This window comes from Phyllobacterium sp. T2-21, assembly GCF_055378485.1.
This window is the reverse complement of the sequence record NZ_AP027912.1, coordinates 3,021,125-3,044,285: the sequence shown is the minus strand read 5'-3', so window position 1 is coordinate 3,044,285 and position 23,161 is coordinate 3,021,125. Positions and strand designations below refer to the sequence as shown.

At 63.2% G+C, this 23,161-nt stretch carries 20 protein-coding genes and 1 riboswitch; of the genes, 12 read left to right on the top strand and 8 right to left on the bottom strand.

The genetic code is table 11. The features are described from left to right. Positions 1-5 precede the first annotated feature (5 nt). Positions 6-1,172, bottom strand: a complete 1,167-nt coding sequence (locus tag ACZ5FP_RS15270) for an isobutyryl-CoA dehydrogenase (RefSeq protein ID WP_464661151.1) — start codon at positions 1,170-1,172, stop codon at positions 6-8. A gap of 119 nt (positions 1,173-1,291) precedes the next feature. Here ACZ5FP_RS15270 and ACZ5FP_RS15265 point away from each other — a divergent pair, with 119 nt between their 5' ends. The 5 genes from ACZ5FP_RS15265 (at position 1,292) to cobO (ending at position 9,312) form a co-directional block, all read left to right on the top strand. Beyond that, positions 1,292-2,770 carry a cobyric acid synthase gene (locus ACZ5FP_RS15265; RefSeq protein WP_464661149.1) on the top strand — a complete coding sequence of 493 codons (1,479 nt, stop codon included), beginning with the start codon at positions 1,292-1,294 and terminating at the stop codon, positions 2,768-2,770. A 150-nt stretch (positions 2,771-2,920) separates the two neighbouring features. After that, positions 2,921-3,154, top strand: a riboswitch (cobalamin riboswitch). A 162-nt stretch (positions 3,155-3,316) separates the two neighbouring features. Further along, a complete protein-coding gene (gene cobU, locus ACZ5FP_RS15260) occupies positions 3,317-3,841 on the top strand; it encodes a bifunctional adenosylcobinamide kinase/adenosylcobinamide-phosphate guanylyltransferase (RefSeq protein ID WP_464661148.1) in 525 nt (174 codons plus the stop codon). 4 nt (positions 3,842-3,845) lie between these two features. After that, complete coding sequence (gene cobW / locus ACZ5FP_RS15255; RefSeq protein ID WP_403176550.1) at positions 3,846-4,901, top strand: cobalamin biosynthesis protein CobW; 1,056 nt, start codon at positions 3,846-3,848, stop codon at positions 4,899-4,901. Positions 4,902-4,915: 14 nt separating this feature from the next. Then, positions 4,916-8,647, top strand: coding sequence for a cobaltochelatase subunit CobN (cobN, locus tag ACZ5FP_RS15250; RefSeq protein WP_464661146.1), 3,732 nt, complete (start codon positions 4,916-4,918; stop codon positions 8,645-8,647). A gap of 26 nt (positions 8,648-8,673) precedes the next feature. Continuing rightward, a complete protein-coding gene (gene cobO, locus ACZ5FP_RS15245; RefSeq protein ID WP_223612846.1) occupies positions 8,674-9,312 on the top strand; it encodes a cob(I)yrinic acid a,c-diamide adenosyltransferase in 639 nt (212 codons plus the stop codon). 22 nt (positions 9,313-9,334) lie between these two features. Here cobO and ACZ5FP_RS15240 read toward each other — a convergent pair whose 3' ends face one another. Next, positions 9,335-10,126, bottom strand: a complete 792-nt coding sequence (locus ACZ5FP_RS15240) for a TSUP family transporter (RefSeq protein WP_223612847.1) — start codon at positions 10,124-10,126, stop codon at positions 9,335-9,337. Between the two features lie 174 nt (positions 10,127-10,300). On the opposite strand from ACZ5FP_RS15240, the gene ACZ5FP_RS15235 reads away from it, so the two are divergent. From ACZ5FP_RS15235 to cobM, 3 genes are read left to right on the top strand one after another with little or no spacing between them, the layout of a single operon-like run. Beyond that, entirely contained in the window at positions 10,301-10,729 is a 429-nt protein-coding gene (locus ACZ5FP_RS15235) for a tellurite resistance TerB family protein (protein WP_464661144.1), read from the top strand. Further along, a complete protein-coding gene (locus ACZ5FP_RS15230; protein ID WP_464661142.1) occupies positions 10,729-11,133 on the top strand; it encodes a cobalamin biosynthesis protein in 405 nt (134 codons plus the stop codon). The genes ACZ5FP_RS15235 and ACZ5FP_RS15230 overlap by 1 nt, the downstream gene beginning before the upstream one ends. A 3-nt stretch (positions 11,134-11,136) precedes the next feature. Then, entirely contained in the window at positions 11,137-11,898 is a 762-nt protein-coding gene (gene cobM, locus ACZ5FP_RS15225) for a precorrin-4 C(11)-methyltransferase (RefSeq protein WP_464661140.1), read from the top strand. Positions 11,899-12,064: 166 nt separating this feature from the next. Here the strand turns inward: cobM and ACZ5FP_RS15220 are convergent, their stop codons facing one another. Both ACZ5FP_RS15220 and ACZ5FP_RS15215 read right to left on the bottom strand, forming a co-directional pair. Then, positions 12,065-12,811: a cobalt-precorrin-6A reductase gene (locus ACZ5FP_RS15220; RefSeq protein ID WP_464661138.1), complete on the bottom strand. Its 747-nt coding sequence runs from the start codon at positions 12,809-12,811 to the stop codon at positions 12,065-12,067. Beyond that, complete coding sequence (locus ACZ5FP_RS15215; RefSeq protein ID WP_464663299.1) at positions 12,798-13,913, bottom strand: cobalt-precorrin-5B (C(1))-methyltransferase; 1,116 nt, start codon at positions 13,911-13,913, stop codon at positions 12,798-12,800. Before ACZ5FP_RS15215 ends, ACZ5FP_RS15220 begins: the two co-directional genes overlap by 14 nt. Before the next feature lie 110 nt (positions 13,914-14,023). On the opposite strand from ACZ5FP_RS15215, the gene cobA reads away from it, so the two are divergent. Genes cobA through cbiB form a run of 4 tightly spaced genes read left to right on the top strand, consistent with a single transcriptional unit; the run spans position 14,024 to position 18,175 of the window. After that, on the top strand, positions 14,024-14,863 hold the full coding sequence (gene cobA / locus ACZ5FP_RS15210) for a uroporphyrinogen-III C-methyltransferase (protein ID WP_288194817.1): 840 nt from the start codon (positions 14,024-14,026) through the stop codon (positions 14,861-14,863). Continuing rightward, positions 14,860-16,158 (top strand): cobyrinate a,c-diamide synthase, encoded by a 1,299-nt coding sequence (locus ACZ5FP_RS15205; protein ID WP_464661136.1) that lies wholly within the window; start codon positions 14,860-14,862, stop codon positions 16,156-16,158. The genes cobA and ACZ5FP_RS15205 overlap by 4 nt, the downstream gene beginning before the upstream one ends. Beyond that, positions 16,158-17,168, top strand: a complete 1,011-nt coding sequence (gene cobD / locus ACZ5FP_RS15200; RefSeq protein WP_464663297.1) for a threonine-phosphate decarboxylase CobD — start codon at positions 16,158-16,160, stop codon at positions 17,166-17,168. The genes ACZ5FP_RS15205 and cobD overlap by 1 nt, the downstream gene beginning before the upstream one ends. Before the next feature lie 29 nt (positions 17,169-17,197). Beyond that, positions 17,198-18,175: an adenosylcobinamide-phosphate synthase CbiB gene (cbiB, locus tag ACZ5FP_RS15195; RefSeq protein ID WP_464661134.1), complete on the top strand. Its 978-nt coding sequence runs from the start codon at positions 17,198-17,200 to the stop codon at positions 18,173-18,175. On the opposite strand, the gene ACZ5FP_RS15190 is transcribed toward cbiB, so the two are convergent. From ACZ5FP_RS15190 to ACZ5FP_RS15175, 4 genes are read right to left on the bottom strand one after another with little or no spacing between them, the layout of a single operon-like run. Then, positions 18,172-19,800: an ABC transporter ATP-binding protein gene (locus tag ACZ5FP_RS15190; RefSeq protein WP_464661132.1), complete on the bottom strand. Its 1,629-nt coding sequence runs from the start codon at positions 19,798-19,800 to the stop codon at positions 18,172-18,174. The genes cbiB and ACZ5FP_RS15190 overlap by 4 nt on opposite strands. After that, positions 19,797-20,654: an ABC transporter permease gene (locus tag ACZ5FP_RS15185; protein WP_464661130.1), complete on the bottom strand. Its 858-nt coding sequence runs from the start codon at positions 20,652-20,654 to the stop codon at positions 19,797-19,799. Before ACZ5FP_RS15185 ends, ACZ5FP_RS15190 begins: the two co-directional genes overlap by 4 nt. Beyond that, positions 20,651-21,598, bottom strand: coding sequence for an ABC transporter permease (locus ACZ5FP_RS15180; protein ID WP_464661128.1), 948 nt, complete (start codon positions 21,596-21,598; stop codon positions 20,651-20,653). The genes ACZ5FP_RS15185 and ACZ5FP_RS15180 overlap by 4 nt, the downstream gene beginning before the upstream one ends. 28 nt (positions 21,599-21,626) lie before the next feature. Then, positions 21,627-23,111 (bottom strand): ABC transporter substrate-binding protein, encoded by a 1,485-nt coding sequence (locus ACZ5FP_RS15175; RefSeq protein ID WP_464661126.1) that lies wholly within the window; start codon positions 23,109-23,111, stop codon positions 21,627-21,629. Positions 23,112-23,161: the final 50 nt, after the last annotated feature.

Here is a 23,161-nt window from a genome sequence, read left to right as displayed (position 1 = left end):
GTGGTTCAGCGGCCCATCATCGAGCGGGAAATGATCACCCGCATGATTTCATTGGTGCCTTCCAGAATCTGGTGGACGCGCAGGTCGCGCACCAGCTTTTCCACGCCGTAATCGTGCAGGTAGCCGTAGCCGCCATGAATCTGCAGCGCATCATTGGCGACGTTGAAGCCCGTATCGGTGACGAAGCGCTTGGCCATGGCCGACCATTTCGATGCATCATGCGCCTTGCGGTCGAGTTTTGACGCGGCGGTGTACAGCAGGACGCGGGCGGCGGACAGTTCCGTTTCCATATCGGCCAGCTTGAACTGCAGGGCCTGGAACTGGTTGATCGCCTTGCCGAACGCCTTGCGCTCGGACGCATAGCCGACCGCCTTGTCGAGGGCGGACTGGGCACCGCCGAGCGAGCAGGCGGCAATGTTGAGGCGTCCGCCATCAAGGCCGCCCATGGCGATCTTGAAGCCGTCGCCTTCCGCCCCGAGGCGGTTTTCCACGGGAACGCGGCAATTGTCGAAAATCACCTGCCGGGTGGACTGGGCATTCCAGCCCATCTTGTGTTCATTGGCACCGAAGGACAGGCCGGGCGCGTCCTTCGGGATGATCAGGGTCGAAATGCCCTTCGGGCCATCTTCGCCGGTACGCACCATGGTGACGTAAAGGTCGGTATCGCCTGCGCCTGATATGAACTGCTTGGCGCCGTTGAGGACATAGTGGTCGCCGTCCCGCACCGCGCGGGTCTTGAGGGCGGCGGCATCCGAGCCGGAATTGGGCTCGGTCAGGCAATAGCTCGCCAGCCATTCCATCGAGATCAGCTGCGGCACGAAGCGCTGGCGCTGTTCGTCATTGCCGTAGAGATCGATCATCCATGTCGCCATGTTGTGGATCGAGATGAAGGCGGAGAAGGCCGGGCAGGCGGCAGACAGGGCTTCGAAGATCAGCACCGCATCAAGGCGTTTCAATCCCGAACCGCCGAACTCTTCCTTGGTGTAGATGCCGCCCATGCCGAGCGGGCCGGTCTCGCGAATCACATCGGCGGGAAAATGCTTGTCCCGGTCCCAGGCCAGCGCGTTCGGCGCCACGCGGTCCGCCGCGAAGGCGCGCGCCATGTCCTGAATCGCCAGCTGATCCTCATTGAGTTCGAACTGGCCGGACGCCGTATCAACGACCGCATCCATGATAACCTCCCTGTATTCCTCTTGATTTCCACTCTATCGCAAGCGCGGGGCCGCGCAACGATTCAGATAGGTTTTGCCGGGGGCTAGGAAGAGAAAGACATATCCGCTACTCAAAGCCCATGACGCACGCAATCATGTTGCAGGGAACAGGGTCAGATGTTGGTAAATCCGTCCTGGTGGCCGGACTTTGCCGGCTTGCGCGCAACCGCGGATTAAAGGTTCGGCCGTTCAAACCGCAGAACATGTCGAACAATGCGGCGGTCAGCGACGATGGCGGCGAGATCGGGCGGGCGCAGTGGCTGCAGGCCGTCGCCTGCGGCGTACCATCCTCGGTACATATGAACCCGGTGCTGCTGAAACCGCAATCGGAGACCGGCAGCCAGATCATCGTGCAGGGCAAAGTCTGGGGCCAGGCCAAGGGGCGCGACTACCAGACATTCAAGGCGCAGCTGCTCGATGCGGTCATGGCGTCGTGGGACATCGTCCGTGAGGGCGCCGATCTGGTCATCGTCGAGGGAGCGGGGTCTCCCGCCGAAATCAACCTGCGGGCGGGCGATATCGCCAATATGGGCTTTGCCATCCGCGCCAATGTGCCTGTCGTTCTGGTCGGCGATATCGATCGCGGCGGCGTGATCGCCTCGCTTGTCGGCACCCATGCGATCCTGCAGCGGGAAGACCGCGAGATGATTGCCGGCTATATCATCAACAAGTTTCGCGGCGACGTCTCGCTGTTCGATGACGGCCTGAAAGCCATAACGCAGTTCACCGGCTGGCCGTCATTCGGCGTGGTGCCATGGCTGAAGGACGCGGCGCGGCTGCCGGCCGAGGATTCCGTCGTGCTGGAACGTCTGGTGAAGGGCGAGGGCCGGGCGCTGAAGATCGCCGTGCCGGTGCTCGACCGCATCGCCAATTTCGATGATCTCGACCCGCTGATGGCCGAACCGCAGGTGGATGTGGTGATGGTGCGCAGCGGCGAGCGGCTGCCTGCCGATGCGGGACTGGTCATCATTCCCGGTTCCAAATCCACCATCGGCGACCTCCTGCGCTTCCGCGAGAACGGCTGGGACAGGGATCTCGACCTGCACCGGCGGCGCGGCGGCCATATCATCGGCATATGCGGCGGTTTCCAGATGCTCGGCCGGACCGTACGCGATCCCGACGGCATCGAGGGCAGCGTGACGGAGACGGCAGGGCTTGGGCATCTCGATATCGATACGGTGATGGAGCCGGAAAAGACCGTGCGCAACGTGGCGGCGCAGTCGCTGCCGTTCGACCTGCCGCTCGATGGCTACGAGATTCATCTGGGCCGGACGACCGGCCCGGACTGTTCGCGCCCCGCCGTGCGCATCAACGGCGTCGATGACGGCGCCATATCGGCGGACGGCAAGGTGTTCGGCACCTATCTGCACGGGCTTTTTGCGGCGGACCGGTTTCGTGCCGCGCTGCTGGGCACGATGGGCATTGCCGCTGAAACATTCGACTACAAGGCCGGGGTGGACGCCGCGCTGGACAGTATCGCTGCCGAGCTTGAAACAGTGCTGGATGTGGACGCGCTGCTTGCATGTGCTGCGGTGCGTGGTTCGACAAGCTCACCATGAGGGGATGGGTGGGCTGCAATGCTAATCGCGGAGATTGCAGAACATATCCCCTGCAATCCTCCACCTCCCTCATGGTGAGCTTGTCGAACCACCCACTACTCCCTGAGCAAACCGCGCGGATTCCATTGACATTTCCCGTGGGGGGTGAATAACGTCCCAGCCATGATTGGTTCCCATATTGGCCAAAGGCCAAGGGATCAAAAGGGAATGCGACGGTTGTACCCTCAAGGGCGACCCCACCGCAGCCGACCCCGCGACTGTAGAGCGGCGAGGATCAATGCAAAGCCTGACGCATATGCAGAAGGCAGCCACTGGGAAACCGGGAAGGCGGCATTCATCATGTGACCCGCGAGCCAGGAGACCTGCCAGTCATAGAGCGTTTCCCAGGAAGCGCTCGGGGCAATCCTGCCCAAGAACCGAAGGGTCGTGTCCCTTCAGGCCCAGCACGGAGGTTGTTATGGCTGCTCGCATTGTATACGCGCTCGTTTCCCCGCCCGCATTCCGCTTGATCGTACCTGACGGATCATCGCGATTGCAGTGACGGCGATGCCCCAGCTGAATCACGGCGTGACCTTCATTCTCGGCGGTGCCCGCTCGGGCAAGTCCAGCTTTGCCGAAGGCCTGATCATGGCTTCCGGCCTTGAGCCCGTTTATCTCGCAACCGGCAGGTCCTGGGACGAGGAAATGTCAGTCCGCATCGACCTGCACAAGGCGCAGCGCGGATCATCCTGGCACACCATCGAAGAGCCGCTCGATCTGGTGGACACCCTGCAGGGGGTTGCAGCCGAAGGAAAAGCGATCCTCGTCGATTGCCTGACGCTCTGGCTGACCAATCTGATGATGGCCGAGCGCGATATCACCGCCGAGACACGGCAGCTCATGCAAGTGCTGCCGAAACTTCCGGGCTCGATCGTTCTGGTTTCGAACGAAGTGGGTCTCGGCATTGTACCGGAGAACCGCATGGCGCGCGATTTTCGCGACCATGCCGGACGTCTCCATCAGGCCGTGGCACAGGCCGCGGCAACAGTCTATTTCGTGGCAGCCGGGCTGCCGCTCACCATGAAGGGATAGGAATATGCAGGGTCAGAAGATTCCAGCAACGGTCATCACCGGTTTTCTCGGTTCGGGCAAAACCACGATGATCCGCAATCTGCTCGAAAATGCCAATGGCAAGCGCATCGCGCTCATCATCAATGAGTTCGGCGATCTTGGTGTCGACGGCGGCCTGCTCAAGGGCTGCGGCATCGAAGCCTGCCGGGATGAGGATGTGATCGAATTGAACAATGGCTGCATCTGCTGCACCGTGGCCGATGATTTCATCCCGACCATGACCAAGCTGCTCGACCGTCCGGACCGTCCGGATCATATCGTCATCGAGACCTCGGGCCTCGCGCTGCCGCAGCCTCTGGTTGCAGCTTTCAACTGGCCGGAGATCAAGACGCAGGTGACGGTTGACGGTGTCGTCACCGTGATCGACGCTTCCGCCGTGTCCGAAGGCCGCTTTGCCGATGACCACGACAAGGTGGATGCCCAGCGCATCCAGGACGAATCGCTCGACCATGACAGCCCGCTCGAGGAACTGTTCGAGGACCAGATCCGTGCCGCCGACCTGATCGTGCTGAACAAGAGCGACCTGATCAGCGACAAGCAGCTCGACGGCGTGCGCGGCGATGTGCAGAGCCGCTCGTCGCGCTCGCTCAACATGGTATCGGCCAGCTTCGGCAAGCTCAGCAATGAACTGCTGCTCGGTCTCGGCGTCGGCACCGAAGAGGACATTGCCAACCGCAAGTCGCACCATGAAATGGAACATGAAGCGGGCGAAGAGCACGACCATGACGAGTTCGAGAGCTTTGTTGTCGGGCTTGGTCCGGTGGCCGAACCCAAAAACTTTGTCGAAAAGCTGAAGGCCGTGATTGCCGATCACGACATCCTGCGCCTGAAAGGCTTTGCCGATGTTCCCGGCAAGCCGATGCGGCTGGTGGTGCAGGCCGTCGGCACGCGCATCGAGCATTACTTCGACCGCGCGTGGAATCCGGGCGAGGAACGGCAGACCCGTCTCGTCGTCATCGGACTGCACGATATCGACAACGACGCCATTACATCGGCGGTCACCGCCGCTGCCGCTGCCTGACGATAGGATATTGAATGCATCTCCTGCTTGCCCAGAAAGGCACCATCGCTGAAGGCACCGAGGCCATCGACCTCGGCCAGACGCCGGGAGATGTGCTGTTCCTGTCCGCCGCCGATACGGAACTGGCGAGCCTTGCCGCCGCACGGCGGCAGGGCGACGGTGCAGTTTCGCTGCGCCTTGCCAATATGATGAGCCTGTCACACCCGATGTCCGTCGACGCCTATGTCGAGCGGACAGCGCGCCATGCCAGGCTGATCGTCGTCCGGGTGATCGGCGGCGAGAGCTACTGGCCCTATGGCCTCGAAGCGCTGCATGCCTGCGCCGTCAATCACAAGGTGCAGCTTGCGGTGCTGCCGGGGGACGACAAGCCCGATCCGGGGCTCGACCGGTTTTCGACCGTCGCCCGGCATGATCGCGATGCGCTCTGGCATTATCTGCTGGAGGGCGGGGCGCAGAATGCCCAGCGTTTCCTCGACTATTGCGCGGCGCTGATCTCATCAGGCGAGAAGCCGCAGGAGGCCGCGCCGCTGCTCAAGGCGGGGTTGTGGTGGCCCGGCAATTCAGCACCCTCGCTGGACGCGATGCGCCATGACTGGACGGACGGCGCGCCTGTCATTGCCATCTGCTTCTACCGGGCGCTGGTGCAGAGCGGCCAGACCCAGCCTGTGGCGGCTTTGCTTGATGCGTTGCGCGCCAAGGGGCTCAATCCGCTGCCGGTGTTCGTCTCCAGCCTGAAGGACCCGGTTTCCATCGCCACGCTGGAGAGCATCTTTGCCGAAGCGCCGCCCGCCGTGGTGTTGAATGCCACGGGGTTTGCCGTGTCTGCACCCGGTTCCGCGCGCAAGCCGACGGTGCTTGAACATGATGGCGCAATGGTGCTGCAGGTCATCTTCTCCGGCTCCAGCGCCGAGCAGTGGCGCCAGTCGGATCAGGGCCTTTCCGCCCGCGACCTGGCGATGAATGTTGCCCTGCCTGAGGTGGATGGCCGGGTTTTGTCGCGCGCCGTGTCGTTCAAGTCGGCGCAGCATTTCGACGAAGCGGTGCAGGCCAATATCGTCATGCATGAACCGCAGGCCGACCGTGTCGCCTTCGTTGCCGATCTCGCGGCGAACTGGGCACGTCTGCGCACGGGCAAACCGGACGAGCGCCGCGTTGCGCTCGTCATGGCCAACTATCCCAACCGGGACGGACGGCTTGGCAATGGCGTCGGGCTCGACACCCCTGCGGGTACATGGCAGGTGCTGAAATCCATGCGCGATGCCGGATACGATATCGCCGATATGCCCGCCGATGGCGAAGCGCTGATCAACCATCTGATGGCGGGCCCGACCAATGCGGCCAGCGACGGGCGCGCCATCCGCGAGACGATTTCGCTCAATCAATACAACAGCTTCTTTCAATCGCTTCCCCAAGTGATTCAGGAGAAGGTGACGGCGCGCTGGGGTGCGCCGGATGCCGATCCGTTCTTCCTCGATGCGGCGCGGGGCTTTGCGCTGCCGCTCAGCCGGTTCGGCGCGGTGCTGGTCGGCATTCAGCCGGCACGCGGCTACAATATCGATCCGAAGGACACCTATCATTCGCCCGATCTGGTGCCGCCGCACGGCTATCTCGCCTTCTATGCCTATCTGCGCAGTGTCTACGATGCGCATGCCATCGTGCATGTGGGCAAGCACGGCAATCTCGAATGGCTGCCGGGCAAATCGCTGGCGCTGTCGGAAAGCTGTTTCCCCGAGGCGGTGCTGGGGCCGGTGCCGCATATCTATCCGTTCATCGTCAACGATCCGGGCGAGGGCACACAGGCAAAACGCCGTTCCGCCGCCGTCATCATCGATCACCTGACACCGCCGCTGACCCGGGCCGAAAGCTACGGGCCGCTGAAGGACCTCGAAGCGCTGGTCGACGAATATTACGAAGCCTCCGGCGTCGATCCGCGCCGCCTTGTGCGCCTCAAGGTGCAGATTCTTGATCTCGTCCGCGATATCGGTCTCGACAGCGATGCGGGCATTCACGATCACGATCCCGACGATCTCGCCCTGCAGAAACTCGACGCCTATCTCTGCGATCTCAAGGAAATGCAGATCCGCGACGGCCTGCATATTTTCGGCCTGTCGCCGGAGGGGCGCCTGCTCACCGATCTGGTGGTCGCGCTGGCGCGCGTGCCACGCGGTTCGGGCGTTGGCGCTGACCAGAGCCTGCAGCGCGCCATCGCCGCTGATCTCGGCTTTGCCGGTTTCGATCCGCTGGATTGCGACATGGCCGCGCCCTGGAATGCGGAACGGCCCGAAATTCTGAACGCCGTCACCAGCGAGCCATGGCGCATTGCCGGCGATACGGTGGAGCGCATCGAGTTGCTGGCGGCCCGGCTGGTGGCCGGTGAAACCGCTTGCCCCGGGGATTGGCAGGCAACGCAAACGGTTCTGGACGGTATCCGCGCGACCCTGCATCCGGCTGTGATGGCCTGCGGCGCAGCCGAAATGACCGGGCTCATGACGGCGCTGAACGGACGCTTTGTGGCGCCGGGACCCTCCGGCGCACCGACGCGCGGCCGCCCTGACGTTCTGCCGACCGGACGCAATTTCTTTTCCGTCGACAGCCGCGCCGTACCGACACCCGCCGCATGGGAACTCGGGCAGAAATCGGCTGAACTGCTGATCCGCCGCTACACGCAGGATCATGGCGAATGGCCGACCTCGCTGGGGCTGACCGCCTGGGGCACATCAAACATGCGCACCGGCGGTGACGATATTGCACAGGCGCTGGCCCTGATCGGCGTCAAACCCGTCTGGGACATGGCTTCGCGGCGTGTCACCGGATACGAGATCATCCCGCCTGCCGTGCTTGGCCGTCCGCGCGTCGACGTGACCTTGCGCATCTCCGGCTTTTTCCGCGATGCCTTCCCCGACCAGATTGCACTGTTCGACACGGCGGTGCGGGCGGTCGGCGCGTTGCCCGAAGACGCGGAAGACAATCCCATCGCCCTGCGCATGCGCAGCGAGCAGGCGCGGCTTGTGGCGGAAGGTGCCGACGAGAAGACGGCAAAGCAGCGGGCCGGCTTTCGCGTGTTCGGATCGAAGCCCGGTGCCTATGGTGCCGGCCTGCAGACGCTGATCGACGAAAAGGCCTGGGACAAGCGCGACGACCTTGCCGAGGCATGGCTGGTCTGGGGCGGCTATGCCTATGGTGCGGGGGAAGAGGGCAAGGCCGAGCGCGGTCTTCTCGAAGAGCGCCTGCGTACCGTCGAGGCCGTGGTGCAGAATCAGGACAACCGCGAGCACGACCTGCTCGACTCCGATGATTACTACCAGTTCGAAGGCGGGATGTCGGCGGCGGTCGAACAACTGTCGGGCGAACGTCCGGCCATCTACCACAATGATCATTCGCGCCCGGAAAAGCCCGTGATCCGCACGCTCGAGGAAGAAATCGGCCGCACGGTGCGCGGCCGGGTGACCAATCCGAAATGGATCGCCGGGGTGATGCGCCATGGCTATAAGGGCGCGTTCGAAATGGCGGCAACGGTCGACTATCTCTTCGCCTTCGCCGCCACGACGGGCGCCGTGCGCACCCACCATTTCGAGGCGGTTTATCAGGCGTTCCTGATGGACGAGGATGTGCGGACATTCCTGAAAGACAAGAACCCGCATGCGCTGCGGGATATCGCCGAAAAGCTGGAGGAGGCCGTGCAGCGCGGCTTCTGGACCCCGCGCTCGAACTCGGCGCGCTATGAACTCGGCATGCTTGCCGCCTGAGACAATGATTCGGAAGGAGACGCCAAATGGCTGAAAAATCACAGAAACTGTTGAACCTGACCGAAGAGGAAGTCAACGCACGCCACGCCGACAAGATGCGCAAGAAGAAGGCCGTGCGCGACAAGATCCTTGCCACCAAGACCGATGAAAAGGGCCTGGTCATCGTCAATACCGGCAAGGGCAAGGGCAAGTCGACCGCCGGTTTCGGCGTTGTCTTCCGCGCGCTCGGCCACGGCATGAAGATCGGCGTGATCCAGTTCGTCAAGGGATCGTGGGATACCGGCGAGCGCTGGGTTCTGGAGAAATTCCCCGAGCAGGTGACCATCTCGGCCATGGGTGAAGGCTTTACCTGGGAAACCCAGGACCGTGCCCGCGATATCGCCATGGCCCGGGATGCCTGGGAACAGGCGAAGACAATGATCCTCGATGACGAAACCGATCTTGTCCTGTGCGATGAGCTGAACATCGCGCTGCGCTACGACTATCTGCCGGTGGAGGAAATCATCGATGTGCTCAAGCAGAAGCCGCACATGAAACATGTCATCATCACCGGGCGCAATGCCAAGGACGAACTGATCGAGTTTGCCGATCTCGTCACCGAGATGGAAATGATCAAACATCCGTTCCGTTCCGGCATCAAGGCGCAGAAGGGCATCGAGTTTTAGAGGGGATGTTCATGCCACGCTGCTAGAACAGCGTGGCCAGCCACAGGCGGATCGGATTGCTCGGGTCCAGAAGCAGCTTTGTCGCCAGCGCCAGGCAGACGATCACCAGCAGCGGCTTGATGATTTTTGCGCCGTTCTTCATCGCCAGCCCCGCGCCGACCCGCGCGCCGATGAACTGGGCGACACCCATGCACAGGCCGACCTTCCAGTTGATGACGCCGAGAAAGGCGAAGGTGGTGAAGCCGCCGAGATTGGAGGCAAGGTTGAGCAGTTTCGTGTGGGCCGTTGCCTTCAGCAGGCCGTAACCGGCCAGCGAGACAAAACTGAGCATGAAGAACGAACCGGCGCCGGGTCCGAACACGCCGTCGTAAAATCCGATTAAGGGAACGATGGCAAGGCCGAACAGGAACGGCGTCATCCGGTGGGCGCGGTCGATATCGCCCATGTTGGGCTTCAGGGCAAAATACAGCGCGATGGTGATCAATAGGACCGGCAGGAAGGCACGCAGGAGATCGCCGGGCAGAAAGCCGGCGAGGAGGGCACCCGCCACCGCACCGAGGAATGACATGAACGCCGATGGAAGCTGCTTCTTCAGGTTCACATGGCCCTTTTGGGCATAGGCTATGGTTGCCGAGGTGGAACCGAACAGCGATTGCAGCTTGTTGGTCCCCAGCGATTCCACCGGCGAGAGGCCGGCCAGAAGCAAGGCCGGAACGGTGATCAGGCCGCCGCCTCCGGCAATGGAATCGATGAAACCGGCGGCAAAGCCGGCAAGGATCAGAAGTACGGGAACATTGTCGAAGAAGGCGGGCATGGCGGGAGACTCTTTGAGAATGCGCCGGACCATAGAGGGAATTTCTGCTTTGGCGAGAGCATTTGTGCGCGCAGTCAATCGATGTGTGCGAATAGCGCCGTAGTGTGTTGTTTGCGCACTTGAATTCAGCCGCCGGGGCTGCGATCTATCGCGTGAAGACAGTTTGGGGGTACAATGAGCGAGAGCATCTTTGATCGCATCACCGCATTTCTCGGCACCAAGAGTGCCGTGCAGAAGGTTGCCGATGATCCGGTCCTGACGGCGGAGCTCCTGCTTCTGATGCATGTGGCGCTGGCTGACGGCAAGACCGAAAAGTCGGAATATGCGGCGATCCTGCGCATTGCCTCCAATGATTTTGGCATTGCTCCCGAAGAATTCGGCGAAGTGGCCGACTATCTGAAGGATTTCGGCTACGAGACCTCCAGCGAGCAGGCGGCGCTGGCTTTTGCCGATGTGCCGTTCGAGCGCAAGGTCATGCTGCTGCGGCACCTGCTGACGATCGCCAATGCCGATGACGATCTCGATCCGAAGGAAGCCAACCTCATCCGCCGCACGGCCGATCTCCTGGGCGTGACGCCGGAAGAGCTTCACAAGCACCATTGATGGTTGATAGGCCGGAGAGCGCAGCCCGTTACACGCTGGGCCTTGGATGCGAGCGGGGATGCGATCCGGCGGAACTGCGCGGCCTTGCCGAGTCGGTCCTGCATGCTGCTGCGGTAAAGCCCGGCGATCTTGCGGGTATCTATTCCCTCGATGCGCGCGCGGGTGAACCGGCAATGGTTGCGCTTGCCGCGCTTTGGCAATTGCCTTTCCTTTGCTTCGATGCGGCAACCCTGGAGCGGGAAACGCCCCGCCTTGCCAACCCCTCCCGGCGCGTCTTCGAACTGACAGGCAGCCACGGCGTCGCGGAAGCGGCAGCGCTTGCCGCTGCGGGACCGGATGGCGCGCTGGTGATCGGTAAGACAAAATCCGCCCATGCAACGGCTGCATTGGCAAGAAAGAGATAGACAATGACGGTTCATTTTATTGGCGCCGGACCCGGCGCCCCCGATCTCATCACTGTGCGCGGCCTGAAACTGATCCAGTGCTGCCCGGTCTGCCTCTATGCGGGGTCGCTGGTGCCGCCGGAAATGGTGGCCGAAGTGCCGGAGGGCGCGCGCGTTGTCGATACCTCGTCGCTGACGCTGGACGAGATCATCGCCGAATGCGAGCGGGCGCATGCGGAAGGCAAGGATGTGGCGCGGGTGCATTCCGGCGATCCCTCCATCTATGGCGCGGTGGCCGAGCAGATGCGCCGCCTCGATGCGCTCGGCATCGACTATGACGTGACGCCGGGGGTTCCGGCCTTTGCCGCCGCCGCCGCTGCGCTGAAAAAGGAACTGACGGTTCCCGAGGTCTGCCAGACCATCATTCTCACGCGCACCTCGATCAAGTCCTCGGCCATGCCGGAAGGCGAGGATCTCGTGACATTGGGCAAATCCGGCGCGACGCTTGTCATTCACCTCTCCATCCGCAATCTCCAGCGGATCGAGACCGATCTTGTGCCGCTCTACGGCGCCGATTGCCCCGTCATCGTGGCCTACCGCGTTGGCTGGCCGGACGAGCAGTTCATTCACGGCACGCTGGCGGATATTGCCGGAAAAGTGCGGGAGTCGGGCCTGACGCGCTCGGCCATGATCTTTGTCGGCAAGGGCCTGTCGGCGGATGCGTTCCGCGATTCCGCGCTTTACCACAAGGACCACAGCCACACTTTGCGGTCACGCTCGGAATAGTTGGCATTCCGGTGGGTGCGTGGTTCGACAAGCTCACCATGAGGGAGATGGTTGCCTGCATGGCCAATCGCAGACGTTGCAGAAGATAGCTCCCTGCAGCCCACTCCATCCCTCATGGTGAGCTTGTCGAACCACGCACCACAAGCCACGCCCAACACCTCTGCCGCTAGCCCAGCGTTTCCTCAATAAACCGCAGAACGCCTGATGTGTCGGGCAGGGTGTGATCGGCGGGGCGGTGCGGCCGCTCGATCATGATGACCGGCAAGCCAAGTTCGCGCGCCGCGGCGATCTTGGCATAGGATGCCGCGCCGCCGGAGTTGCGGCAGACGATATGGGTGAGGCGCTTGCGGGTGAGAAACGCGGCTTCCTCATCCTTCTTGCCCGGCTTGGACAGTTCCAGCTCGAAATCATGCAGGTCGAGCGGCGTTTCCGGCGGATCGATCATGCGCACGACGAAGTACACGTCGCTTCGTCTGGAGAAGGGTGCGATATGCTGGCGGCCGAGCGCCAGCAATATCCGGGCCTTTGCGGGAATGGCGGAAACCGCTTCTTCAAGGCTTGTGACGCTGGTCCAGGCATCGCCAGGCTTGCGCTGCCAGTCCGGCCGCTCCAGCCGGACGAAGGGTACGCCCGTGGCATCCGCCGCCGCGCGCGCATTGTCCGATATCTGCGTGGCGAAGGGGTGGGTCGCATCGACGAGAAGGGCGATGCCTTCCCTGCGGATATAGCCGGCAAGGCCATCCGCGCCGCCAAAACCGCCGGTGCGCACGTCGCCTTCGATCCTGCCGGGATTGCTGGTGCGGCCGGCGAGCGATGAGATTGTCCGATAGCCAAGGGCGACAAGCGCGGCGGCAAGCTTGACCGCTTCCGCCGTGCCGCCGAGGATGAGCACAGGACGATCAGAGGCGAGCAAGGATTGTCCCCTTGCGGTCGGTCACGATTATTTCCACCTCGACAGGCGCACCCCTGAGGGTGGCGAGCGCCACGGCCTTGGCTTTTCCGGCGATGGATTTCGGCAGGTCGATGCCAAGCCCTTGAGTCATTTCAAGCACTTCCTGCGCGGTGTTGGCATTCAGAATCCGCTCCCTCATATCCTTGTCGAAACCAAGCTTTTCCGCTTCGTCGGCCAGAAATGCCATGCTGACCTGGCTGCGGGCGGAGTGCAGGTCGAGCGCACCCTGCGCCAGCTTGGTCAGTTTGGCGAAGCCGCCCGCGATGGTCAGCCGGTCGATGGGGTGAACCCGCAGATATTTGAGCAGCCCCCCGGCGAAATCGCCCATGTCGAGCAGCGCGATATCAGGCAGATTGTAGATCGCCTGCGCCGCATCTTCCGAGGTCGAGCCTGTCGCCGCCAGCACGTGGGTGAGCCCGGCGGCGCGCGATACGTCGATGCCGCGATGGATCGAGTGGATCCATGCGGCGCAGGAAAAGGGATGGACGATGCCTGTCGTGCCGAGAATGGAGATGCCGCCGATGATGCCGAGGCGCGGGTTCCAGGTTTTCTTCGCCAGTTCCTCGCCCTCCGGCACGGAGATGGTCACGACAAGATCGGCGGGCAGGTCGTACTGGGCGCAGATTTCCTCGCAGATGGCGGTCATCATGGCGCGCGGCACGGGGTTGATGGCCGCTTCACCCGGCGGAATCGGCAGGCCCGGCAGGGTGACGGTGCCAACGCCTTCGCCTGCGACAAACTGGATACCGCTGCCGGGAGCGGCGGGATGGACCGTGGAGATGATGGTGGCGCCGTGGGTGACATCGGGGTCATCCCCGGCATCCTTGACGATCCCGGCGATGGCATAGCCGTCGCCGATTGATTCGAGCGCCAGCGGAAAATGCGGGACCTCGCCCTTCGGCAGGATGATGGCGACCGGATCGGGAAATTCACCCGTGATCAGGGCAATCAGCGCGGCCTTGGTTGCGGCGGTCGCACAGGCGCCCGTGGTCCAGCCCCGGCGCAGGGGAGCAGGGTTGGCATCGTCTGGTTTTCGCAATCCGGCATCGGGTTCGTCGCTCATGCGCGTCTTATAGACCAGCTTGGGATAGAGTTGCATGATTTTTCCGATAAGTTCATGCTTGCGATGCGGAAAATTATGCTATGCGCGATGCAACAGATACGGGGAGCGCGATGAGCGCAGTGACGTCAAAATTGCCGAAGTTCGAAACGGGTCATGTCTGGCTTGTCGGGGCCGGGCCGGGTGATCCCGGGCTCTTGACGCTGCATGCGGTCAATGCGCTCGAACAGGCCGATGCCATTGTTTATGACGCGCTGGTCAACGAGGAATGCCTTTCCTTTGCCCGTGCGGACGCGGAACTCGAATATGCCGGAAAGCGCGGCGGCAAGCCTTCGCCGCAGCAGCGCGATATCTCATTGCGTCTGGTGGAACTGGCCAAGGCCGGCAAGCGGGTGCTGCGCCTGAAGGGCGGTGATCCCTTCGTTTTCGGCCGGGGCGGCGAGGAAGCGCTGACGCTGGTCGAACACGGCATTCCCTTCCGCATCGTGCCGGGAATCACCGCCGGTATCGGCGGGCTCGCCTATGCGGGCATTCCGGTGACCCACCGCGAGACAAACCAGAGCGTGACCTTCCTGACCGGACACGACGCAACCGGCCTGATCCCGGATACAATGGACTGGGCGAGCATCGCCAAGGGTTCGTCCGTCATCGTCATGTACATGGCGATGAAGCATATCGGCGTCATCGCCGCCAAGCTGATGGCGGCGGGCCGCGCGAAGGATGAACCCATGGCCTTTGTCTGCAATGCCACGACGGGCGCGCAGACAGTGCTTGAAACAACGCTTGCGCAGGCCGAGAACGCCGTGGAACAGGCGGGGCTGCGCCCGCCCGCCATCGTTGTCATCGGCGAGGTGGTGCGCCTGCGCAATGCGCTCGACTGGCTGGGGGCACTGGACGGGCGTGTGCTGCAGGTCGATCCGCTGGGAACACGCCGCGAAAAGGATGCGGGATGAAGGGCTTTGTCATCGCCGCCCCGGCTTCGGGAAGCGGCAAGACCACGGTAACGCTGGGTTTGCTGCGCGCGCTGCGCGATGACGGCGTGAAAATCGCGCCGGCCAAGGCGGGTCCCGACTATATCGATCCGGCCTATCACAGCGTTGCCAGCGGTGTGCCCTGCATCAATCTCGATCCCTGGGCGATGCGGCCCGACCTGATCAGCGCCCTGGCATCGCGTCATGCGGAAGGCGGCAAGACGCTGGTGGTCGAGGGCATGATGGGGCTTTTCGACGGTGCGCTGGACGGCAAGGGATCGGCCGCCGATCTCGCCGTGCGTCTGTCGCTGCCGGTCATTCTGGTGCTCGACTGCGCAAAGCAGTCGCATTCGATTGCCGCCGTGGTCAGCGGCTTCCGGGATTTCCGCCGCACGCTGATGATCGCCGGGCTGGTGCTCAACCGTGTCGGCAGCGCCCGGCACGAGGCCATGCTGCGCGCCGCGCTGCAGCCGGTCGGCATTCCGGTTCTCGGCGCCATTGCGCGCGACCCGAGGCTGCATCTGCCGGAGCGTCACCTCGGGCTGGTGCAGGCGGGGGAACATTGCGCGCTCGATGCGTTCATGGCCCATGCGGGCGAGGTCATGGGGAGGCAGATCGACCTTGCCGCGCTGCAGCAGATCGCCGGGCGTCTGGGTCCCGTCGCCTCCATGGCCAATATTGCGCGCGTGCCGCCGCTCGGCCAGCACATTGCCGTGGCGCGCGACAATGCCTTTGCCTTTTCCTACCTGCATCTGCTCGATGGCTGGCGCCGCCGCGGTGCGCAGATCAGCTTCTTTTCGCCGCTGAACGACGAAGCTCCGGCAGCGGACAGCGATGCGGTCTATCTGCCCGGCGGCTATCCCGAACTTTATGCGGAACAGCTGGCTGCGGCTGCCAATTTTACCGCCGGTATCCGCCAGGCGGCGCAGCGCGGCATCCCGGTCTACGGGGAATGCGGCGGCTACATGGTGCTGGGCGAAAGCATCGAGGATGCCGCGGGGAAAGCCCATGGCATGCTCGGCCTGCTGCCGCTGCAGACCAGCTTTGCCGAGCGCCGGATGCATCTGGGCTACCGGCGGATCGAGCCGCTGGCGGCTTCGCCGTTTCCGTTTCCCTTCACCGCGCATGAATTCCACTATGCCAGCATTGTGCGCGAAGGGGACGCCGCGCGGCTGTTTCGCGTCCGCGATGCGCTGGGCGAAGATCTCGGCGAGGCGGGCCTGCGGGTCGGCTCGGTATCGGGTTCCTACATGCACATGATCGATATGGCCGGATGATGCAGATTGAGCATGGCGGCGCGCTTGATCGCGCCATAAGCCGGTTTGGCGGGCGGCGCGAAGATTGGATCGACCTGTCCACCGGCATCAATCCGGAGGTCTTTCCGCTGCCATCCATTCATCCGGACGTGTGGAACCGTTTGCCCGACGAAAACCTGCTGGCAGCGGCGCTCGAGGCAGCCCGTGTTTACTACGGCGCGTCGGCGGGCGCAGGCATTGTTGCGGCGCCGGGCACGCAGGCGCTGATCCAGATCATGCCGGATCTGACGGATCGCGGCGAGGTGGCGATCGTCGGTCCCACCTATCAGGAGCACCAATCCTCGTTCGAGCGCGCAGGCTGGAAAGTAACGCCGTGCGCCGATGTCTCCGGCATTCCGCATTCCGCCAGGGTCGCCGTCATCGTCAATCCCAACAATCCGGATGGCCGCATTGTTGCGAAGGACACGCTGATTGCGCTTGCCGGGGCATTGCAGACGCGCGGCGGTTTCCTGATCGTCGACGAAGCCTTTGCCGATCCGCATCCCGAAACGAGCATTGCCGCGCAGTGCGGGCGCGATGGCCTGATCGTGCTCAAATCCTTCGGCAAGTTCTTCGGCCTTGCCGGCCTGCGGCTCGGTTTTGCCCTGACCAGCCCGCCGCTTGCGGCGAAGCTGACGGAGCGCATGGGGCCGTGGGCTGTGTCCGGTCCGGCGCTGGCGATTGCCCGGCACGCCTTTACCGACACGTCAGCACTTGCTGCCTTCAAGGATCGGCTGACCCGGCGGCGCAAGGTCCTCTCGGCGGTTTTTTCCGGGGTCGGCCTGAAGGAAATCGCCGGGACCGATCTGTTTGCGCTGGTCGAGCACGGGCGCGCCCATGCCCTGTTCGAGGCCTTGTGCGCGCAGCACGTGCTGGTGCGCAAATTCGCCTATGCGCCGCAGTGGTTGCGCTTTGGCCTGCCACTGGATGAGAATGACGCAGAGACATTCCGGCAGCGTGCCGTTATAGCAATGGACGCTGTGCGAAGCTGAGATTTTGAATCAACGGGATCGAATCATCCATGGAAATCAACCTTTTGATTCTGTTTCTTGCCCTCCTGGCGGACCGTTATGTCGGCGATCCCGACTGGCTCTGGCAGCGGGTGCCGCATCCCGTCGTGCTGTTCGGCAAGGCCATCAGCTTCATCGACAAGCGTTTCAACAGAGCTGGGCATACCGAGCAGGAAAAGCGCCGCAACGGTTTTCTCGCCATGCTCGTCCTCCTGCTTGCCGCCGCTGGTATCGGCGTGCTGATCCATTGGGCGCTGACGATGATTCCGCTGTTCGGCGGGCTGATCGAAGCCCTGATCGTCGCGGTATTCCTGGCACAGAAGAGCCTGGGCGAGCACGTCGCACGGGTTGCCGATGCGCTGCGCAATGACGGGCTGGTGGGTGCGCGCCGTGCCGTGTCGATGATTGTCGGGCGCGATCCGCAGGTGCTCGACGAGGCGGCCATCACGCGCGCTGCGATTGAAAGCCTTGCCGAAAACACGTCAGACGGGATCATTGCCCCGGCCTTCTGGTTTGCGCTGCTCGGCCTGCCGGGACTTCTCGCCTACAAGATGCTGAACACGGCGGATTCGATGATCGGCCATCTCAATGACCGGCATCGCGACTTTGGCCGGTTCGCCGCCAAGCTGGATGATGTCGCCAACTGGATCCCGGCGCGTCTGACCGGATTGCTGATCGCCGCGGCCGCGTGGATCGTGCATGGCGGAAAAGCCGCAGCCCGTTCGTTCGACGTTATGATGCGCGATGCGCGGCTGCATCGCTCGCCCAATGCCGGTTGGCCAGAGGCGGCCATGGCCGGGGCCATCGATGTCGCGCTTGCCGGACCGCGCATCTATGGCGGCGTGGTTGCCAACGAGCCGATGCTCAACGGATCAGGCCATCGCGATGCCGGTGCCGCGCACATCGATGCGGCGCTGCGCGTCTACAGCGTCGCGACTGCGCTTTTCATGGGCGTGCTGCTGGTCCTGTTTTTCCTTGGACTGTTTTAGCCCTGTTCGGTGATCCGGCGGGCGAGGGCCTTGTGCAGGTCGGGTGAGGCGCGGACCAGTGCCCGGCCGGCTTCCGATAGCGGCTGGCGCAGGATTTCCTCCGTCTTGCCGCGCTCGACGATCTTGCCCTCGGACATCACCATGACCGTATCCGTGATGGCCCGCGCCACGGCGAGATCGTGGGTGATGAACAGATAGGCGATGCCCAGCCGGTCGTTGAGGTCGGCGAAGAGATCGAGAATCTGCGCGCGGATCGACACGTCGAGAGCGGATACCGGCTCGTCGGCAACGATGAGTTTCGGCTCGGTGATGATGGCGCGGGCAATGGCGAGCCGCTGGCGCTGGCCGCCGGAAAACTCGTGCGGATATTTGTCCTTGTCGGCGCGCGGGATGCCGACTCGCTCCAGTGCGCGGTGCACCCGGTCGCGCCGCTCGCCGTCGGACAATTCGCGGTCGAGCAGATAGAGCGGCTCCGCGATCAGACGCTCGGCCTTGTGGCGCGGATTGAAGGAACCGTAGGGGTCCTGAAACACCACCTGCATGTTGCGCCGCACCGGGCGCAGATCGTCCGGCGTCAGCTTGTCGATGCGCCGCCCGGCGAAATGAATCTGGCCGTCGGTCGGCCGGTCAAGCGCCAGAACCATGCGGGCGAGGGTGGACTTGCCGCAGCCGGACCGCCCGACCAGTGCCGTGGACTGCCCCGGCTTGATATCGAAGGTGACGTCGTCCACCGCCCGGAAATCCGGATCGCGGCCGAACAGTCCCTTGCGGCGGCCCGGATAGGTGCGCGTGAGGTTGCGGATCGCCAGCAACGGGCCATCGGGGGTTGCCAGGGTCAGGTGATGCGCCGTGCGCTCCGGTACATGCATGGAAGCCTGTGCCAGCTGGCGCGTGTAGGGATGCGTCTGCTCGCTCAGGATCTGCGTGGTTTCGCCGGTGTCCATGACCTCGCCATGCCGCAGCACGGTGATCGAATGGGCCATGCCCGCGACCACGGCGAGGTCGTGGCTGATCAGCAGCAGGCCCATCCGTTCCTCGTCGACGAGGCTTTGCAGGAGGTCGAGAATCTGCGCCTGCAGGACGACATCGAGCGCGGTGGTGGGTTCGTCGGCAATCAGCAGGCGCGGTTTGAGTGCGCAGGCAATGGCGATCACCACGCGCTGGCGCTGGCCGCCGGACAGTTCGTGCGGATAGCGGCTGAGCGGGAATTGGGTTGAGGGAAGACCGACACGATCCAGAATAGCACGCGTCTGTTCCTCGGCGATGGCGCGGGTTGCGCCGGTATGCAGCCTGATGCCTTCGGCCACCTGTTCGCCGATTGTCTTGACCGGGTTGAGGGCGGTCATCGGCTCCTGAAACACCATGCCGATCTCGTTGCCGCGCAGGCGGCACATCTCCGCTTCGCTGGCTGTGAGCAGATCCTTGCCGCCGAAGTTGATTTGCCCGCCGGTCCGCGCGCCGCCCGGCAGCAGCTTCATGATGCTCAGCGCCGTCATGGATTTGCCCGAACCGGATTCGCCGACAAGCGCGCGGATTTCGCCTGTCCTCACCGAAAGGTCGATGCCTTTCAGGGCCTCGAATGCGCCGATGCGCAGGGTCAGCTTGCTGATTTCAAGCAGATTCATGACCGCTCCCGCCGCATTTTCGGGTCGAGAACATCGCGCAGGCCATCGCCGAGAAGATTGAGTCCGAGCACGGTGATGACGATGGCGAGGCCGGGATAGAGCGCCATGTGCGGCGCCAGGCCGATCATGGTCTGCGCCTCGAACAGCATCCGCCCCCAGCTCGGCATGGGCGGCTGCGAGCCGAGGCCGACATAGGAGAGGCCCGCTTCCGCCAGGATGCCGAGGGAGAACTGGATGGTGCCCTGCACCACAAGAATGTTCATCATGTTGGGCAGGATGTGCTCGACGGTGATGAGCAGGCTGCTCTTGCCTGCTGCGCGGGCGGCCAGAATATATTCGCGCGGCCACAGCGACAGCGCCGCACCACGGGCGACGCGGGCGAAGACCGGAATGTTGAAAATACCGATGGCGATGATGGCGTTGATCGCGCCGGGGCCGAACACGGCCGTGATCATGACGGCCGAGAGCAGGGCCGGAAAGGCGAAGACGAGATCGTTGAAGCGCATCAGGGCTTCATCGATCAGGCCGCCGCGGGCCGCTGCCCACAGGCCGAGCGGCACACCGATGCCGGCGCCGATGACGACGGACACAAAGGCAACGGCAATGGAATTGCGGCTGCCGACCATGATCATCGACAGGATATCGCGGCCGAAATGGTCGGTGCCGAGCCAATGGGCCGAGGACGACGGTTTCAGCTTGCCAAGAATGTCGAAGGAGCCGACGGCATAGGGTGTCCAGACGAAGGACAGCGCCGCCATCAATGCCAGCAGGACCGTGATCGTCAGGCCGATGACGAAGGACCGGTTGGAAAAGGCTTTGGAGATGTTGGCCTGCCATTCCGTGGGCGCGCTCATGAGCGGCCCCGCAGGCGCGGATCGACCAGCGCATAGGAGAGATCGACCAGAAGATTGACGACGATGACCGTGGCGACCAGCAGCATGACGACGCCCTGGACCACGATGAGATCGCGCTGGGTGATCGCCTGGAACACCAGGCGGCCGAGGCCAGGCAGATAGAAGACATTCTCGATGATGATCGTACCGGCCAGCAGAAAGGCGAACTGCAGGCCGAGAATGGTCAGGACCGGGATCAGGGCGTTGCGCAGGGCGTGCCGGTACAGCACCTTGCGGCGGGTCAGGCCCTTGGCGCGGGCCGTGCGGATATAGTCCTCGCCAAGCACGTCGAGCAGCGCGGAACGGGTGACGCGGGCAAGGATGGCGGCCTGCGGCAGGCCAAGCGCGATGGAGGGCAGGATCAGCGATTTGAACCCGGCCCAGACACCGGTATTCCAGCCGGGAAAGCCACCGGCGGGAACGAGGCGCAGGCTGACGGCGAAGACATAGACCAACAGCAGCGCGAACCAGAAATTGGGAATGGCAACGCCGACCTGCGCAATCGCCATCGTGCCGCTGTCAGCCATCGTGCCGCGCCGCGACGCGGAAAACAGGCCGACAGGAATGGCAATGATTGTCGACAGGAACAGCGAAATCAGCGCCAGCGGCAGGGAAACGGCGATGCGTTCGGTGATGAGGTTCAGGACGGGAACCGAATAGGTATAGGATTTGCCGAAATCGCCGACGAGAAGCCCGCCGATCCAGCTAAAATAGCGGACGAGCAGGGGCTGGTCGAGCCCCATCTGCTGCTGCAAGGCCCGCACGGCTTCCTCCGTGGCGTTCATGCCGAGCATCAGCCGCGCCGGATCGCCGGGTACGACGTCCAGCACGATGAACACGACGACGGAAGCGGCCAAAAGCGTCAGGATGCCGATCAGAATCCGCTTCGACACGTAGTTCAGCATGGAAGTACTGACGTGGTTTTTTGATGGATCATTCCGCCCATTTCACTGCGGTCAGGTCATTGGCCGGAATGGGGCCGTTTTCCCACAGTCCTTCGACCTTGGCATCCCAGATGCCGGTCTTCGGCAGCTGGAAGAGAAAGGCGACCGGGGCGTCGGCAGCCAGAATTTTTTGCGCCTGCTGGTATAGTTCGGTGCGCTTGGCCGTATCGGAGGTCGCCTCGATCTGCTTGATCACCTCGCGGAAGGCCGGGCTGGTGTAGTTGAAATAGTAATTGTCGCGGGCGAAGATGTTGAGGTCGTTCGGCTCAGTGTGCGACACGATGGTCATGTCGTAATCCCTGCCTTTGAACACCTGCTCCAGCCACTGCGCCCATTCCACTGGAATGATTTCCGCTTCGATGCCGATTTCGCGCAATTCCGCGGCAATGATCTCGCCGCCACGGCGGGCATAGACGGGTGGCGGCAGTTTCAGCGTGGTCTTGAAGCCGTCGGGATGACCGGCCTCCGCCAGCAGTTTCTTCGACAGTGCCGGATCGTAGGCGGACCCGGCCGTCAGGTCGATATAGGCGGGATGGTGCGGCGGGAAAAACGAGCCGATGGGCGTTCCCAGGCCGAACATGGCGCCGTCGATCAGCGTCTTGCGGTCGATGGCGTGGCCGATCGCCTGCCGGACCTTGAGATTGTCGAAGGGCGGCTTCTGGTTGTTCATGCCAAGGACGGTCTCGCCCTCCGTGGTGCCGATGACCACCTTGAAGCGCGGATCAGCCTGGAACTGCGGCACGGCCTCATAACTCGGGAACACAGGGAACGCCTGCACGTCGCCGGCAAGCAGCGCTGCCGTTGCGGCGGCCGGATCGGGGATGATGCGGAACGTCGCCTTGTCAAGGGCAACGGGTGTGCCCCAGTAGGCGGGGTTTTTCGAAATGACGATCTGCGAGCCCTTGGCCCAGGTATCGAACTTGAAGGGCCCGGTGCCGACGGGCTTTTCCTTGTTGGTATCGGCGCTTTCCGGCGCGACGATGACTGCGGCGGCCCAGCCCATATTGTAGAGGAAGTCGCCATTGGGCTGTTTGAGCGTGACCTTGACGGTCAGCGGATCGACGATCTCCACCGCGTCGATGGCGGCGAACAGCGGCTTTTGCGGATTGACGGATTTTTCGTCACGCGCCCGGTCGAGCGAGAATTTGACATCCTGCGCGTCAAAGGCCGTGCCATCATGGAATTTCACGTCCTTGTGCAGCTTGAAGGTATAGATCTTGCCGTCGTCCGAAACGGTCCAGCTCTCGGCGAGGGCGGGCAGAACCTCGCCCTTGGCATTGATGCGTGTCAGCCCCTCGAACACATTGGCGTAGACCACTTCACCGATCGCCGTGGCTGCACCGGCGGTCGGATCGAGGTGCGGCGGTTCCAGGACGACGCCCAGCACGAGGTCGGTTTTGGCGGCAAGGGATGCGGTGGCGGAAAGCAGGACAAGCGCGCTGGCCGCAAGGGCCGACTTCCAGAATTTGTTCATTCAACGTCTCCCAAGGACTTTGCCGTAAACCCCGTGCAGATCAGCACATT